Raw genomic sequence first — 14588 nt, forward strand, 5'->3', positions numbered from 1 at the left:
ATTACGTCCTCTTATATCGTTTGTTTAAAATCCAAGGCTTGTATTTTAAAAGGCCATGACGACTTTATAGCAATGCTTTGGGGGGAAACGCAATACTGCTCGACCTGTTTTGATCAAAATAAGCGACAAAAAATACCAAAATTACAGTTTTATCTCTAAATCCATCATTTTTTTTCGAGTTTAGCTCGTAAAGCTTGATTTTCAGCAATGAGCACATCTAATTTCTGGTGAATATCTAAAATCATATTCTCAAGATGTTGTACATCTTTAGTTGAGACGAGCCCAATACGATTAAGCGAAGTACTCACCCCATGATCTAAAAGTTTTTCGACCTTATCTTTTTTATCCGTAACAGACTCTTTAGTTTTTTCCGCAACTTTGTTTACTGTTTGATCTGTAAATTCAACCGTTTTTGATTCAAGCTCTTCACCAACTTTGACTAAAGAGTCAAACATTTTATTACCTTCTTCCTCTGCGCGAGAAAAAGCACCTAAACCAGCAAGCCAAATTTGTTTAGTATATTTACGAAAATCAAGTGTGGACTTGCGTTGATGCTTTGTTTTACGTGAGTTTGCAGGTTGTGAGTTGTCCATTAATTCCTGTTCTTTATTGTTATTTACATCTTGATCCACCGTTACACTCCTGTATATTTTAGCCTCTAAATTGACTATTCGTGCATAAAATACATTGATAATATCAAATATCGCTATTGAACCTTGTTCAAAACTGTTCTACAAAGCAATGATAAATGATGTAATCTTAGACTTAATTTAAGTTTGTGTTAATAGAACTTTTTAGATTTATTAAATTTGAATAGGATTTATTTATGAGTGAATCGCAACAACAACAAGGTCATACCCGTTTGTTGCTTAACATTGTTATGTTAGTTTTAGAGACATTCTATTCTTTCGTCTTAAAACATGACCGTGTTGTTCGCCTTCAAGCAAAAAAATTTGTAGAACAACAAATTACAATTAAAATGAATAGCTATATCCCCTATTTTGACTTTTATATCCAATTTACGGATAAAGGCATCTTATTTGACCTTCAAGCGCCAGAAAAAGAACCTGACCTCAAGGTAAGTAGTACTTTAGTCGATATCATTCAAATTTTCGGGTTTGCAAACCGCAGAAGTTTGAAAAAAATGCGTATTGAAGGTGATCAAACCCTTAAAGACGAATTCAGAGATTTAGCATTACATCTCTCAACACCGAAATTACTTTCAGATTGGAAAAACTGGTTAACAACAGCTTCTGAAGACCAAAACACAAAGGCTTCGAGAAAACGCATTGCACCATTACTTGAAAAAATTGACTTACAAAGATCTAAAATCAATACACTTCAAGTAGAGGTAAAACAATATAAAAATCGTATTCGTCGCATGCAAACCAACCAAAAACGCACCAATATTGCGTTCGGGATAGTTTCGGTTCTATTCGTGGCTTTAATCGTGTATAATTTATTGAATATTTATTAAAATAATAAAGTTTTATCTGTTTGAATCCTCGCCATATTTAATTCCGATTAATTTAGTTGGTTTTTAGAAAAAATACTTGACTAAATTAGTCGGAATTCATAAAATTTCATCATCTAGCCTTTTACACGTGTATCGAATCATGCGCTTAACCACTCGCGGTCGCTACGCAGTGACTGCATTACTTGATCTAGCTTTGCAGCCGACTGAACAAACCATTACTTTGGCAGAAATTGCTACTCGCCAAACTATTTCTGTGGCTTATTTAGAACAACTATTTGCTAAATTAAAGCGTCATGGCTTGGTTTCGAGTGTACGTGGTGCTAATGGTGGATACCATTTAGCGCGTAATGCTTCTGATATTACGGTCTTAGAAATTATTGAAGCTGTAAACGAAACTGTTGATGCAACACGTTGTGACCACAAAGGTAACTGCCAAAATGGCGCAATGTGTCTAACTCACGATTTATGGCAAGAACTCTCCCTCCACATTGCCGATTACTTAGCTAAAATCTCTCTTGCTGATTTAGTTGCTCGCGATAACGTTCAAACTGTTGCGATCCGCCAGAATACAGCTCCATTAGATTCAGCCCTTTTATCGGTTACAGGTATTTGACATGAAACGTCCAATTTATCTTGATTATGCTGCAACGACTCCAGTCGACCCACAAGTTGCTGAGCGCATGATGGAATGCCTTACATTCGATGGGACTTTTGGTAACCCTGCATCACGTTCGCACGCATATGGTTGGCAAGCTGAAGAAAAAGTTGAATACGCTCGTGAGCAAGTTGCAAATCTTGTAAAAGCAGATCCACGCGAAATCGTTTGGACATCTGGCGCTACAGAATCTGACAACCTTGCACTGAAAGGTGTTGCACAGTTCTACGCTTCAAAAGGCAAACACATCATTACGAGTAAAATTGAACATAAAGCAATTTTAGATACTTGCCGTGAGTTAGAACAAGAAGGCTTTGAAATTACCTATCTTGAACCAGAAGCTCAAACAGGTCTAATTACTCCTGAAATGGTTCAAGCTGCTTTACGTCCAGATACAATTCTTGTTTCATTAATGATGGTCAATAATGAAATTGGTACTGTGACTGATGTTGCCGCTATTGGTGAATTAACTCGTGCGAATAAGACATATTTCCACGTAGATGCCGCTCAAGCTGCTGGTAAAGTTGAAATCGATTTATCAACCATGAAAATTGATTTAATGAGTTTCTCTGCTCACAAAATTTATGGCCCTAAAGGTATCGGTGCACTTTACGTACGTCGTAGTCCACGTGTGCGTCTTAAAGCTCAAATGCATGGTGGTGGTCATGAGCGCGGTATGCGTTCTGGTACGCTTGCAACTCACCAAATCGTTGGTATGGGTGAAGCATTTGAACTTGCAGGTAAAAACCTAGTTGCTGAACAAACTCGCTTACGCACTCTACGCGACAAACTTTGGAATGGTCTACAAGATCTTGAACAAGTTTTCTTAAATGGTCATCCGACTCAAAACGTAGCAAACTACTTAAACGTAAGTTTTAACTTCGTTGAGGGTGAATCTTTAATGATGTCACTTAAAGATGCTGCTGTTTCATCTGGTTCAGCTTGTACTTCTGCAACATTAGAACCTTCTTATGTTCTTCGTGCATTAGGCTTATCTGATGAGTTAGCACACAGCTCAATTCGCTTCAGTTTTGGTAAATATACGACTGAAGAAGACATTGCTCACGTACTAGAAGTGACAAAAGCTGCTGTAGAAAAATTACGTGACCTTTCTCCACTTTGGGATATGTACAAAGAAGGGATTGATCTGTCGAAAGTTGAATGGACAGAACACTAATTTAAACCAAACACATGCATCTTATTGAGCTTAAATATTGAAATTTAATAAGATGCACCCATATTAAATATTATCAGCCGACCCTGAGGTTTGGAGACGCATCATGGCTTATAGCGAAAAAGTGATTGATCATTACGAAAATCCTCGTAATGTTGGTGTTTTAGATAAAAACGCAGAAAACGTAGGTACAGGTATGGTCGGTGCACCAGCTTGTGGTGACGTTATGCGTCTTCAAATCCAAGTGGATGAGAATGGTGTAATTGAAGAAGCTCGCTTCAAAACTTACGGATGTGGTTCTGCAATTGCTTCAAGTTCACTTGTAACTGAATGGCTAAAAGGTAAAACTTTAGACCAAGCACAGCAAATCAAGAATATTGATATTGCAAATGAACTTGCGCTTCCTCCTGTAAAAGTACACTGCTCTGTACTTGCAGAAGATGCAATTAAAGCTGCTGTAGAAGACTACCGTAGCAAAAAAGCGAAAGCTTAATTTAGCGCTTGATGATTGAATGGAGTTTTCATGATCAATTTAACTGAAAATGCTGCAACTCATATCAGCAATTATTTATTGAATCGCGGTAAGGGTGAAGGTATTCGCGTTGGTGTGAAAACTTCAGGTTGTTCTGGATTGGCTTATGTTCTCGAATTCGTTGATGAAGTTGACGAACATGATCAAGTCTTTGAACAGTTTGGGGTTAAAGTTTTCGTTGATCCGAAGAGCCTTGTTTATCTAGAAGGTATGGAAATGGACTATGTTAAAAATGGTCTAAACGAAGGTTTTGAATTCAACAACCCAAACAAAAAAGGTGAATGTGGTTGTGGTGAATCTTTCACTGTTTAAGATAATCATTCTCTTTTTACCTGATTAAAACAGTGCCCTGCACTGTTTTAATTCTATTCAGCGCCCACTTTTATTTTTCACTATTTTGGAATTTCCAATCCATGAATCATTTTGAGTTGTTTAATCTCCCTGTAGCACTCGATATTGATTTAGCAAGTTTGAAAGCTAACTTTCTAAAATTGCAGCAACAATATCATCCAGATAAAGCTGAAAATAAAGACCAAGCCTTGATCAAATCTAGCGAAATCAATCAAGCTTATAAAGTTTTATCTCAAGTTGACAGCCGTGCTGGATATTTACTTACACTCAAAAAACAAGACTATCATTTAGATCAATCCATCAATGATTTCGAATTTTTACAATCTGCATTAGAAATTCGTGAACAGTTAGATGAAGCTCAAAATTCTGAACAACTTTCATCTTTAAAAACTGAAGTGCAACAATGGATTGATGGTTTAGTTCGCGAATTCAAAATAGACTATGAAGCTGAAGATTGGGCTGAGTCTCGCGATACTGTTCGAAAATTACGTTTCTTCCAAAAAGTGATGAATGATATACATCAAGCTGAAGATCGTATTCTCGATGATGAAGATTTTGACTTAGATGACGAATTCTAATTTTATTTTTTTGTTTTATTTTCAAGGGATTTAACACATGGCACTCTTGCAAATTGCTGAACCTGGACAATCAAGTGCGCCACATGAACATCGCATTGCTATTGGTATTGATTTAGGTACGACCCACTCTCTTGTAGCAACTGTGCTTTCTGGCAAACCTAAAGTTCTAAATGATGAACAAGGTCAAGTGTTACTTCCTTCTATCGTACATTATGCTGAAAACTCTACTGTGCTCGGCAATGACGCAAAACCGTTTATAACTCGTGACCCGCAGAATACTATTGTTTCTGTAAAACGTTTTATGGGACGCTCAAAAGCTGATATTAAATTTCAACACCCATATCAATTGGTGGGTGAAGACAATCAGATGCCTGCTTTTGAAACAGCGCAAGGTCGTAAAACACCTGTTGAAATTTCTGCTGAAATTCTAAAAAATCTAAAAGATCGCGCTGAAGCAAGTTTAAAGAATCCCATAAATGGTGCTGTCATTACAGTACCTGCCTATTTTGATGAGGCACAACGCCAAGCAACACGAGACGCTGCACAACTCGCTGGTTTAAACGTACTGAGATTATTAAACGAACCTACAGCAGCAGCTGTAGCGTATGGTTTAGATCAAGCAACAAATTTAAGTACAGATCAAAATTATGTGATTTACGACTTAGGTGGTGGTACTTTCGACGTCTCCATCCTACGTTTCTCACAGGGTGTATTTGAGGTACTCGCTACAGGTGGACACACTGCACTTGGAGGCGATGATTTAGATCGTCTTATCGTCAAGTGGGCTAAAAAATCACTCAATATCGAGACCTTAGATGATAACGAGTATGCACACTTCCTTGTTGCAGCACGTAAAGCGAAAGAAGCTTTATCGGACCAAGATCAAGTTAATCTTCAGCTTTTAGAAAACGAATTAACTTTGGATCGTTCAACGTTTGAAAGCATCATTAAAGTTGCTCTAGATAAAACGATTTCAGTGTGCAAACGAGTATTACGTGACGCTAAATTGAAATTAGACGATATAAAAAATGTCGTTTTAGTAGGTGGCTCTACTCGCTCTTATGCGGTACAAAAAGCTGTAGCAGAAGTATTTAGTCAAGAGCCCCTGTGTACCATTAATCCAGATGAAGTCGTTGCAATCGGTGCTGCAATTACTGCCAACCAATTAATTGGTAATAGCACCGATGGTTCTCTACTACTTGATGTAACACCATTATCACTTGGTATTGAAACCATGGGTGGACTAGTAGAACGATTAATTTCACGCAATACTGCAATTCCTGTCGCTCGTCGTCAAGAGTTCACCACGTATCAGGATGGTCAAACTGCGATGTTAATCCATGTTGTCCAAGGTGAGCGCGATTTAGTAGAACATTGCCGTAGTCTCGGACGTTTTGTTTTACGCGGCATTCCACCGATGACTGCTGGTCAAGCACGCATTGAAGTGACTTATCAAGTCGATGCTGACGGTCTCTTATCGGTATCTGCTCGTGAAACAACATCTAACGTCTCAGCTCAGATTGATATTAAACCATCGTATGGTTTATCTGATACTGATATGGAGCGCCTACTGGTTGATGGTTTTAAATTTGCAGCAGAAGATAAAGCCCTTCGTCATTTACATGAAACTAAAGTTGAAGCTCAACGAGAACTTGAAGCTCTTTCTCAAGCGCTTAAAGCTGATATTAAACTCTTGACTGAACAGGAAGCTCAGGATTTAATTTCTGCACAAACTCATTTGGCTCAACAACTTGAAACTTCTGATATTGAAGCAATTGAAGCTGCTGTTGCTGCGTTAAAAGTTCATAGTGATGCATTTGCTGCAAAACGAATGAATCAACATATTGATCATGCTCTCAAAGGCACTAAGCTTGACGATTGGTCAAACTCAAACTAAACATAGGTAAAAATTTATGCCACGTATTAAAGTTCTTCCACATGCGCAAATTTGCCCTGAAGGTGCTGAGTTTGAAGTTGAGCAAAATGCCAATCTTTGCGAAAGCCTTCTAACAAATGGTATTAAAATTGAACATGCTTGTGATATGTCTGCAGCTTGTACGACCTGCCATGTCATTGTTCGTAAAGGTTTTGACGGCCTTGAAGAAATGAATGATGTAGAAGCAGATTTACTCGATCGTGCTTGGGGTCTAGAGCCAGATTCACGTCTTTCTTGCCAAGTAAAAATTGAAAATGATGATTTAGAAGTTGAAATTCCGAAGTACACAATTAACCATGCTTCTGAAAATCATTAATCATTTGTAAAACTATATAAAAAAGGTCACTTAAGTGACCTTTTTATTTATGTAGATATAAAATTCTAATTTAGATATTTTACTTCATCGGACAGTTTTAACTTCACAATACCAGAAGAATTGGTTAAATCCTGCTGAAGCTTAATACGTTCAATCATTTTTTCTAAAACTGCGATTAATTCAGCATATTCGTAATTTTGTACTTCTTCCATATTCAGGACCAGTTGAAACCCTTTGTACTCATAATCAAACCAATGTTGATGGGTTTGCTTGGTGCTATATTTTTCCATGACCTGCCAACTTTTAATTGAACCATGAATCCCTTTCAGCTCTATAGGTTCCTGAGGTGCACAGAGATAATAGTTTTTAACTAATTTATAAGTCTCATCCGAGATTAAAATTTCATCAATTTCTGCAGCATTTTGAAGTCTTGCAGCTAAATTTGCATCCCGCCCAACAATGGTATATGCCATTCGATGAACTGCGCCATAGTTACCAACGTGACAATAACCTGTACTAATGCCCATACGTATATGCAGTGCTGAGTATCCCATTTTCACCCAGCGTTCACGCAAAAATTTCATTTGTTGACGCATTGCCATCGCCATATCGATGCAATTTTTGGCATCCTGCTCAACCCCTTGCGAATCTGGATCTCCAAAGAAAATGAGAATCGCGTCTCCCATAAACTTGTCAATTGTTCCACCATATTGCTTGGCAATTTCAGTCATATGGCTCAGATAGTCATTCAAAACAAAAGCTAAGTCATCTGGAATAAGAGTCTCTGAAAGCTCAGTAAATCCCTGAATGTCAGAGAAAAAAATCGTAATTTTTTTTCGTTTATATTCAAGTTTCGCTTCAGTTTCACCACGCATGATTGATTGCCACAATTGAATTGGTGCATAGCGGCTTAACTGATTCGATAACTCAATATATCGATTCATTTCTTTAAAATAAGTTTGACGTTGAACATCTAATTTTTTTACACGTCGATTTTGATAATAATTGGCAAAATTCACAAAAAGAATCGCACATATACACGAGACTACGGACAATTCGATTGAAGTTTGCTGGAAATAATCTTCAAAACCAAAAATAAAAATTGTACAAATATAAAAAACAATGATCGCAACTAAAATTGCAATCGAACTCACCATCATCGAAATTTTATTATTAACGGCGGTAAACACCAATCCAAACAGGAAAACAAATGTTGGCAACAAACTTAAATGCACTGCTGCTAAGGCGGTAGCTACAACAACAACATCAATAATAAAGAACGCAAAACGTCTGGTTTTACTACCATAACGATATTGGATACTGTGTGAAATTCGGGGTGCCAATAGAATCAGCAAGAAAATAAATAGAGGGTATAAAATCTGATAATTTTGGTTTTGTGAAGTGAAATAATAGATCACAACAAGAATCGCGATCATCACATACCCCATCATCCTGAGGAGTACTTCAAACTGCTGTGGCTCTTTATCCAGCATTCGTTCAAATGGCAATTGCTATTACCTCAATTCACATTATTTTTATTCTTCCTTGAAATTGACGTATTTACTCCATACGCCAATCGAAAGGCATGTCACCTTGACCACGTAGCGCGAGCATGAGCGTTTGACGCATATGCGCTAAAACATCATTACTGTAAGGAACTGCAGGTGAAGCACCCCAAACAGGCTTAGGCCATGCAGAATCATTCTGATAACGAACTACATGATGAAAATGAAGTTGAGGAACCATATTTCCTAGTGCTGCAACGTTCATTTTATCCGCACGGAAAACTCGAGATAATTGACTAGATAACCAGCTAGATTCTCTTAAAAATTGTTCTTGGTCTGCTTGGCTTAATTCATATAATTCAGTTACACCAGGAACACGCGGTACCAAAATCAACCATGGAAATTGCATGTCATTCATTAAACGACAAGTTGAAAGTGGAAAGTCGCCAACAAAAAAAGTATCTTGAGCAAGTTGTGGATGCAAACTAAACATATATTTATAAATGACGCAAAAATTAAATGGATAGCTAATACTAACACAACAGTTTTAGACTGAGTATTATTAGTCATGTGTTTCGATACAAAAAAATATGTATTTCATTGATTTGAATCTCACTCATTCATTGCAATGCATCGCTAAAAAATCAACCTATAAGGTTGACTGTCAGCCAGTGCATTTTGAGCAATGAACAAGTATTGATTCAAGCCCAACTTAGATCAGTTGAGCCCTCTCATCAATTCATCTAAAAGATCATTAATAAACTGAATTCTTTTGTCATTTTCCTCAAGCATAACCATTACTTTCAGACGTTGACCACCGTCCATTCTAAAAAATGTCGGATGTTTTTGCATCATTTGGATAATACTCATCGCTTGAACAGGAGTATCAGGTGAAAATTCAATTTGGCCACCCTGCTTACTCAAGTCAATCTTGGTAATACCTAATTTTTCTGCTTTTATACGCACCTGATGAACAGTAAAAAGATATTTCACTTGTTGAGGTAGCACACCAAAACGATCGATAAGCTCCATACGGATATGATCGAGTTTTTCTTGTGTATCCGTATTACTAATTCGCTTATAGAACAATAAACGCTGATGCACATCACCTAAATATTCATCTGGAATTAATGCAGGCATATGTAAACTAATTTCTGCAGTGAGTGACAAAGGTGCATCAAAGTTAGGAGTCTTACCACTTTGGATGGCTTTAGTCGCTTTCTCAAGCATTTCCATATATAAACTATATCCAATTGCATGCATTGAACCACTTTGTTGCTCACCTAAAAGCTCGCCTGCTCCACGTATTTCCAGATCCTCTGTCGCCAATACAAAACCAGCGCCTAAAGTAGAAGCACGCTGAATGGCATCGAGTCGTTTTTCAGCATCACCTTTTAAGCCTTTAATAGACGGAACCATCAGATACGCATAGGCTTGATGATGAGAGCGCCCCACACGACCACGCAGTTGATGAAGTTGTGCCAAACCTAGCTTGTCTGCTCGCTCGATGATAATTGTATTGGCATTTGGTACATCAATTCCCGTTTCAATAATGGTCGAACACACCAATACATTATATTCTTTATGATAAAACTGCTGCATGACCTGTTCTAACTCACGCTCACGCATTTGACCATGCGCAACTGCAACCCGAGCTTCAGGAACTAACAACCGAATATTTTCAGCCGCTCGTTCAATGGTATCCACTTCATTATGCAAAATATAAACCTGACCACCACGTAATAGTTCACGCAAGATCGCCTCTTTCATCGTGGCATCGGTCTGCTCATTGACAAAGGTCTTAACAGCGAGACGGCGTGCAGGTGGTGTAGCAATAATTGAGAGGTCACGCATACCTGAAAACGCCATATTTAAGGTACGCGGGATTGGCGTAGCGGTTAGCGTCAGCATATCTACATCGGCACGCATCGCTTTAATACGTTCTTTATCTCGCACACCAAAGCGATGTTCTTCATCAACAATCATCAACCCAAGTTGTTTAAACTGGACATTTTCCTGCAAAATTTTATGTGTTCCAATAACGATATCGACTTTACCATCTGCCAAATCTTCGATCGTTTTTAAGTGTGTTTTATTTGAGCCAAATCGAGATAACACTTCAATACGGATAGGCCAATCAGCAAATCGGTCTTTGAAGGATTCATAATGCTGTTGTGCAAGTAAAGTTGTTGGAACTAAAACAGCAACTTGCTTATTGTTCTGTACAGCAACAAAAGCAGCTCTCATCGCCACTTCTGTCTTACCAAATCCAACATCACCACAGACTAAACGATCCATTGGTTTAGCTTGTTGCATGTCGTATAAAGTCGCTTCGATAGCATTCGCTTGATCAAGCGTTTCTTCATAAGCAAAACCACTAACAAACTGCATATAAGTAGTGTGATCTAATTCAAATTGAATACCTGGTTTTGAGTGGCGTCTTGCTTGAATATGAAGAAGTTCGGCTGCAACATCATGTATTTGCTCTAGTGCTTTGCGCTTAGCTTTATTCCAAGCATCAGTACCAAGTTTATGTAGTGGTGCTAAATCAGGATCACCTCCACTGTATCGACTAATCAGATGCAAATTGGTGACAGGAACATAGACTTTGGCATCATCAGCATAATTAAGTTGCAAAAATTCGTGGTCTTGCTCATCAATACATAAAGTCACTAATCCCGCATAGCGACCTACACCGTGATCAATATGAACTACAGGAGCACCTATACTTAATTCAGTTAAACTTTTAACTAAGAACTCTTCAGAAACTTCATGCTGGCGTTTTCTACGGCGTTGTACAACACGATGCTCATAGAGTTGATTTTCTGAAATGACAGATATTTGTCCTTTAATCTCCAAGCCACGTTCAAGTGGTGCATGCGTTACTGCTACTGAATATTGTTGATTAATAAACTCCTGATAATGCTCTACAACAGGAATTTCACCCATACTTGCTCGCAAGGAGTCCTTTAACGATTCACGACGTCCCGCACTTTCAGCAACGAGTAAGACAGGGTGTTGTGCAGCATCAATAAATGATTTTACAGCATGAAATGGCTGTTGATGTTTAGGCTCTACCGCTAAACGAGGTGGCTGTTCAGCAGAGGTATTAATTACACCCGCTTTAGGTTCAAAAACTTCGTCAGATGCGATAATACGAGGAAACTGATTGAGTTGTTCAAAAATTTGATTTTGTTGAAAGAAGATTTGTTCTGGAGCTAATAAAGGTTGATCAACATTATGACGTCGGTCTTCATAACGCTGATAAATATCTTTCCAAAATTGAGTTAATTCACTTTCAATATTTCGATCTGTAATGACAATGGAATGATTTGGTAAGTATGATGTAATACTACTTTGTTCTAGCATTTCTTTTTTTGAAAAGAACAGCGGAAAGTAATAGTCCAATCCGGGTGAAGATATACCCTCCATTACATCCTGATAAATCGGATTTTTTTTCGGGTTCGCCGTTGGAAACTCTTCAGCATAACGGTCTCGAAATTGAGCTCTACCTTCTTTTAAAGGAAACTCTTTAGCTGGTAAAACCTTAAAATGTTCAAGTTTCGTCGTGGTCCTTTGAGTTTCTGGATCAAAAAATTTCAAAGAATCAATTTCATCATCAAACAAATCTATTCGAATTGGAGCATCTTGCCCTGAAGCAAAAATATCAACTAAACTTCCCCGAACAGCAAATTCTCCATGATCATATACAGTATCGACCAAATGATAACCAGCCTGAATCAGGCGTTGTTTCTGCTTTTCTAAATCAAATTTTTGCCCAACGCTAATATCAAAATGCTCACCTAACACCCAAGACGTCGGCGCAACACGTTGTGCCAAAGTTGTGCTTGAAATGAGTAGTATCCCTTTTGCTGGCATATTAGAGAGCACTGATAATCTTTCTGAGACAATATCTTGATGCGGAGACAACCGATCGTAAGGTAAGATCTCCCAATCTGGAAAGATGGTGGGCTTCACACCATAAAATTCAAGTTCACTCTCAAGTTGAGCTAAATGTTGATTATTTCTAGCTACCAGAACAAAGAGTCGATCAGAGTTTTGACTTATTTCTTTTAAAAGCAAAGCGATGGCAGAGCCTTTAAGCGCCCCTAACCATCTTTTTTCGCCAGATTTTATTTGTGATAGATTAAGTTGAGAAATTTCTTTTTGGAACATGAAGATCGCTTTAAAAGTCTGGTAGGACATTGCACTATTTTATCATGTTCAAAATCGAGAATGAGTTATTTTTAGATATCACAAACATTCAGTCGCAAACATTAGCGCTCACGTTTGAATTCACGATAATAATCATTGAGCAATATCACGAATTTTTTTAACTGTTCTAGATTCTGTTGATTATTACCTAATCTCATAGTAAAACGACCTGTATTCAACTCGAGATCTATTTTCTCTTTGATCAACATTCCCCGATAAAATAAATTTTCCAAATCATCAAAACGAGTAACCTTTCGGTTCGAAAAATATGACAATCTTTCATTTAGTTCATTCAAAACAACGTCATCGATAATATATCCTAATTCAGGATCATGACGAATTTGATGAGTCTGTAAATAAACTTGCTCAGCCGATGGTTTTTTTTGAAACAAATCAGAAATTTTTTTAAACATAGTTTGGGAAGATAAGCTGAAAACTCAAAATGATGGTCTATCTTAGCATCTGGTCACGAATACACCTATATTCATGACCAAAAAGCACTCAAACTAAAATTAACCGTAATTTTTTCTTAAATATTCTACAATCTTCTTCGATTCGAACAATTTTACGCCTGTATTAGGATCAACTAAATACGGGACTTGTATATCCTTCCCCTTGCGATTCATTACCTTTACAACCTGCTCGCGTTTACCGCCTGCCAAAGGAATATATTTCCCAGGCTTCAATCGTAAAATCGCTGGTCCTTGATCCTGCCAACGTTCTTTAGCAACATTATGAAACTTAAATGGTAATTCAAGTTCTGTGAGTTCAGCGCGCACGATTCTGGTGTATGGACTCGCTTCAAACCCCCACAGCTCAATTAAATGCTCGGGTTGTGGTCTCTGCTTAATCGCTTTATTTATAAAAATCCCACGAGCACCATTAATCAGTGTTCCAGCTAGAGCAACTACAGGCAATTTGGGGTAGTGTGAGAATTGCTTCGGTGTTTGACCTGTCTCACCATAATGCTTAAAAAGATAGTAAATAATATCCTGAGACTCGTAAAGTTTAGCCCCAGTATTTTCATCAATTAAAAAAGGAAATTGAATCTTACCACCAAGTGTTTTTACTTGATCTCGATAGACCCTTCCACCTTTCGGACAAGGATACACTTCGTAGTCAAGATTAAGTAAAGTCAACACCTCTCTTACACGACGACAGAATGGTGATCCTTCAAATTCGTAAAGCTTTAATGCTTTTTCTGGCTGTTTAGGAAACGGTGTACCTGAAGTCCCACGTCCACCTTCTGCAACAGCTGAAGCTAGCGCCTGAGCCACTTTTAATTGATGAATCACCATACCGATTACCTCTTTTTTGTTTTATTTAAATTAGTCGACTAATTTTGTCTTGGAAACAATCATTCCATTATTGTCTGCATAGATATAATCACCTGGTAGGATTGTGACATTTCCAATTTGAATCGTAATATTGGTTTCGCCCACCCCTTTGCGATTACTTTTTTGAGGTATAGCCGCAAGTGCGTGCACGCCTAGATTTAAACTCGCAATGGCATCAACATCTCTAACACAACCATTAATAATGACACCACCCCATCCATATTTAACGGCAGACTCAGCAATCATATCTCCCATCAATGCACAACGCATGGAAGAACCACCATCTACAACTAAAACTTTGCCTTGCCCATCTGTAGCGAGTAACTCTTTTACTCGTGAATTGTCCTCAAAACATTTAACAGTGACAGCTTCACCCCCAAAGCTTTTTACACCGCCGTAACTTTTGAAGAATTTTCCATCAATAGATGGATACAATACTTGAATATCTAAATCAGGATGGTCATCCAGTAAATCACACGTCACAAATGTTGGCGTTGTCACTTTTTATACCC

General features: G+C 37.9%; 15 protein-coding genes. 8 read left to right on the top strand and 7 right to left on the bottom strand.

Translation table 11 applies throughout. The annotated features are described in order from the left end of the window. Positions 1–164: 164 nt before the first annotated feature. Complete coding sequence (locus AC1M86_RS04965; protein ID WP_092766445.1) at positions 165–593, bottom strand: phasin family protein; 429 nt, start codon at positions 591–593, stop codon at positions 165–167. 233 nt (positions 594–826) lie between these two features. Here AC1M86_RS04965 and AC1M86_RS04970 point away from each other — a divergent pair, with 233 nt between their 5' ends. From AC1M86_RS04970 to fdx, 8 genes are all read left to right on the top strand, one after another. Continuing rightward, a complete protein-coding gene (locus tag AC1M86_RS04970) occupies positions 827–1477 on the top strand; it encodes a hypothetical protein (protein WP_481607400.1) in 651 nt (216 codons plus the stop codon). A gap of 139 nt (positions 1478–1616) precedes the next feature. Beyond that, on the top strand, positions 1617–2090 hold the full coding sequence (locus AC1M86_RS04975) for an Rrf2 family transcriptional regulator (RefSeq protein WP_035263618.1): 474 nt from the start codon (positions 1617–1619) through the stop codon (positions 2088–2090). Position 2091: 1 nt separating this feature from the next. Beyond that, the gene (locus tag AC1M86_RS04980) at positions 2092–3309 is read left to right on the top strand and encodes an IscS subfamily cysteine desulfurase (RefSeq protein ID WP_481607401.1); all 1218 of its coding nucleotides are present in this window, start codon (positions 2092–2094) and stop codon (positions 3307–3309) included. Positions 3310–3412: 103 nt separating this feature from the next. Continuing rightward, positions 3413–3799, top strand: a complete 387-nt coding sequence (gene iscU, locus AC1M86_RS04985; protein WP_035263622.1) for a Fe-S cluster assembly scaffold IscU — start codon at positions 3413–3415, stop codon at positions 3797–3799. Positions 3800–3829: 30 nt separating this feature from the next. Continuing rightward, the gene (gene iscA, locus AC1M86_RS04990; protein WP_035263624.1) at positions 3830–4150 is read left to right on the top strand and encodes an iron-sulfur cluster assembly protein IscA; all 321 of its coding nucleotides are present in this window, start codon (positions 3830–3832) and stop codon (positions 4148–4150) included. A 101-nt stretch (positions 4151–4251) separates the two neighbouring features. After that, positions 4252–4767 (top strand): Fe-S protein assembly co-chaperone HscB, encoded by a 516-nt coding sequence (gene hscB, locus AC1M86_RS04995; protein ID WP_481607402.1) that lies wholly within the window; start codon positions 4252–4254, stop codon positions 4765–4767. 37 nt (positions 4768–4804) lie between these two features. After that, positions 4805–6664 carry a Fe-S protein assembly chaperone HscA gene (gene hscA, locus AC1M86_RS05000; protein ID WP_481587493.1) on the top strand — a complete coding sequence of 620 codons (1860 nt, stop codon included), beginning with the start codon at positions 4805–4807 and terminating at the stop codon, positions 6662–6664. Between the two features lie 16 nt (positions 6665–6680). After that, entirely contained in the window at positions 6681–7019 is a 339-nt protein-coding gene (fdx, locus tag AC1M86_RS05005; RefSeq protein WP_481607403.1) for an ISC system 2Fe-2S type ferredoxin, read from the top strand. Between the two features lie 65 nt (positions 7020–7084). Here the strand turns inward: fdx and AC1M86_RS05010 are convergent, their stop codons facing one another. The 6 genes from AC1M86_RS05010 to rraA all read right to left on the bottom strand — a co-directional run bounded on the left by AC1M86_RS05010 (position 7085) and on the right by rraA (position 14577). Next, complete coding sequence (locus tag AC1M86_RS05010) at positions 7085–8527, bottom strand: adenylate/guanylate cyclase domain-containing protein (RefSeq protein WP_035263632.1); 1443 nt, start codon at positions 8525–8527, stop codon at positions 7085–7087. A gap of 52 nt (positions 8528–8579) precedes the next feature. Further along, on the bottom strand, positions 8580–9017 hold the full coding sequence (locus tag AC1M86_RS05015) for an HIT domain-containing protein (RefSeq protein ID WP_035263634.1): 438 nt from the start codon (positions 9015–9017) through the stop codon (positions 8580–8582). Positions 9018–9241: 224 nt separating this feature from the next. After that, positions 9242–12700 carry a transcription-repair coupling factor gene (gene mfd, locus AC1M86_RS05020; RefSeq protein WP_481607508.1) on the bottom strand — a complete coding sequence of 1153 codons (3459 nt, stop codon included), beginning with the start codon at positions 12698–12700 and terminating at the stop codon, positions 9242–9244. A gap of 101 nt (positions 12701–12801) precedes the next feature. Beyond that, on the bottom strand, positions 12802–13152 hold the full coding sequence (locus AC1M86_RS05025; protein ID WP_481607404.1) for a hypothetical protein: 351 nt from the start codon (positions 13150–13152) through the stop codon (positions 12802–12804). Positions 13153–13251: 99 nt separating this feature from the next. Further along, entirely contained in the window at positions 13252–14037 is a 786-nt protein-coding gene (locus AC1M86_RS05030; protein WP_092766338.1) for a glutathione S-transferase N-terminal domain-containing protein, read from the bottom strand. A gap of 30 nt (positions 14038–14067) precedes the next feature. Continuing rightward, a complete protein-coding gene (rraA, locus tag AC1M86_RS05035; protein ID WP_481607405.1) occupies positions 14068–14577 on the bottom strand; it encodes a ribonuclease E activity regulator RraA in 510 nt (169 codons plus the stop codon). Positions 14578–14588 lie beyond the last annotated feature (11 nt).

It is taken from the genome of Acinetobacter sp. ANC_7654 (assembly GCF_056779855.1).

Excerpts from the sequence above, each read along its gene's own strand:
- iscA (WP_035263624.1), top strand. The coding sequence starts at position 3,830 with ATGATCAATTTAACTGAAAATGCTGCAACTCATATCAGCAATTATTTA.
- AC1M86_RS04980 (WP_481607401.1), top strand. The coding sequence starts at position 2,092 with ATGAAACGTCCAATTTATCTTGATTATGCTGCAACGACTCCAGTCGAC.
- fdx (WP_481607403.1), top strand. The coding sequence starts at position 6,681 with ATGCCACGTATTAAAGTTCTTCCACATGCGCAAATTTGCCCTGAAGGT.
- iscU (WP_035263622.1), top strand. The coding sequence starts at position 3,413 with ATGGCTTATAGCGAAAAAGTGATTGATCATTACGAAAATCCTCGTAAT.
- AC1M86_RS05015 (WP_035263634.1), bottom strand. The coding sequence starts at position 9,017 with ATGTTTAGTTTGCATCCACAACTTGCTCAAGATACTTTTTTTGTTGGC.
- mfd (WP_481607508.1), bottom strand. The coding sequence starts at position 12,700 with ATGTTCCAAAAAGAAATTTCTCAACTTAATCTATCACAAATAAAATCT.
- AC1M86_RS05025 (WP_481607404.1), bottom strand. The coding sequence starts at position 13,152 with ATGTTTAAAAAAATTTCTGATTTGTTTCAAAAAAAACCATCGGCTGAG.
- hscA (WP_481587493.1), top strand. The coding sequence starts at position 4,805 with ATGGCACTCTTGCAAATTGCTGAACCTGGACAATCAAGTGCGCCACAT.
- hscB (WP_481607402.1), top strand. The coding sequence starts at position 4,252 with ATGAATCATTTTGAGTTGTTTAATCTCCCTGTAGCACTCGATATTGAT.
- AC1M86_RS04965 (WP_092766445.1), bottom strand. The coding sequence starts at position 593 with ATGGACAACTCACAACCTGCAAACTCACGTAAAACAAAGCATCAACGC.
- AC1M86_RS04975 (WP_035263618.1), top strand. The coding sequence starts at position 1,617 with ATGCGCTTAACCACTCGCGGTCGCTACGCAGTGACTGCATTACTTGAT.
- AC1M86_RS04970 (WP_481607400.1), top strand. The coding sequence starts at position 827 with ATGAGTGAATCGCAACAACAACAAGGTCATACCCGTTTGTTGCTTAAC.
- AC1M86_RS05030 (WP_092766338.1), bottom strand. The coding sequence starts at position 14,037 with ATGGTGATTCATCAATTAAAAGTGGCTCAGGCGCTAGCTTCAGCTGTT.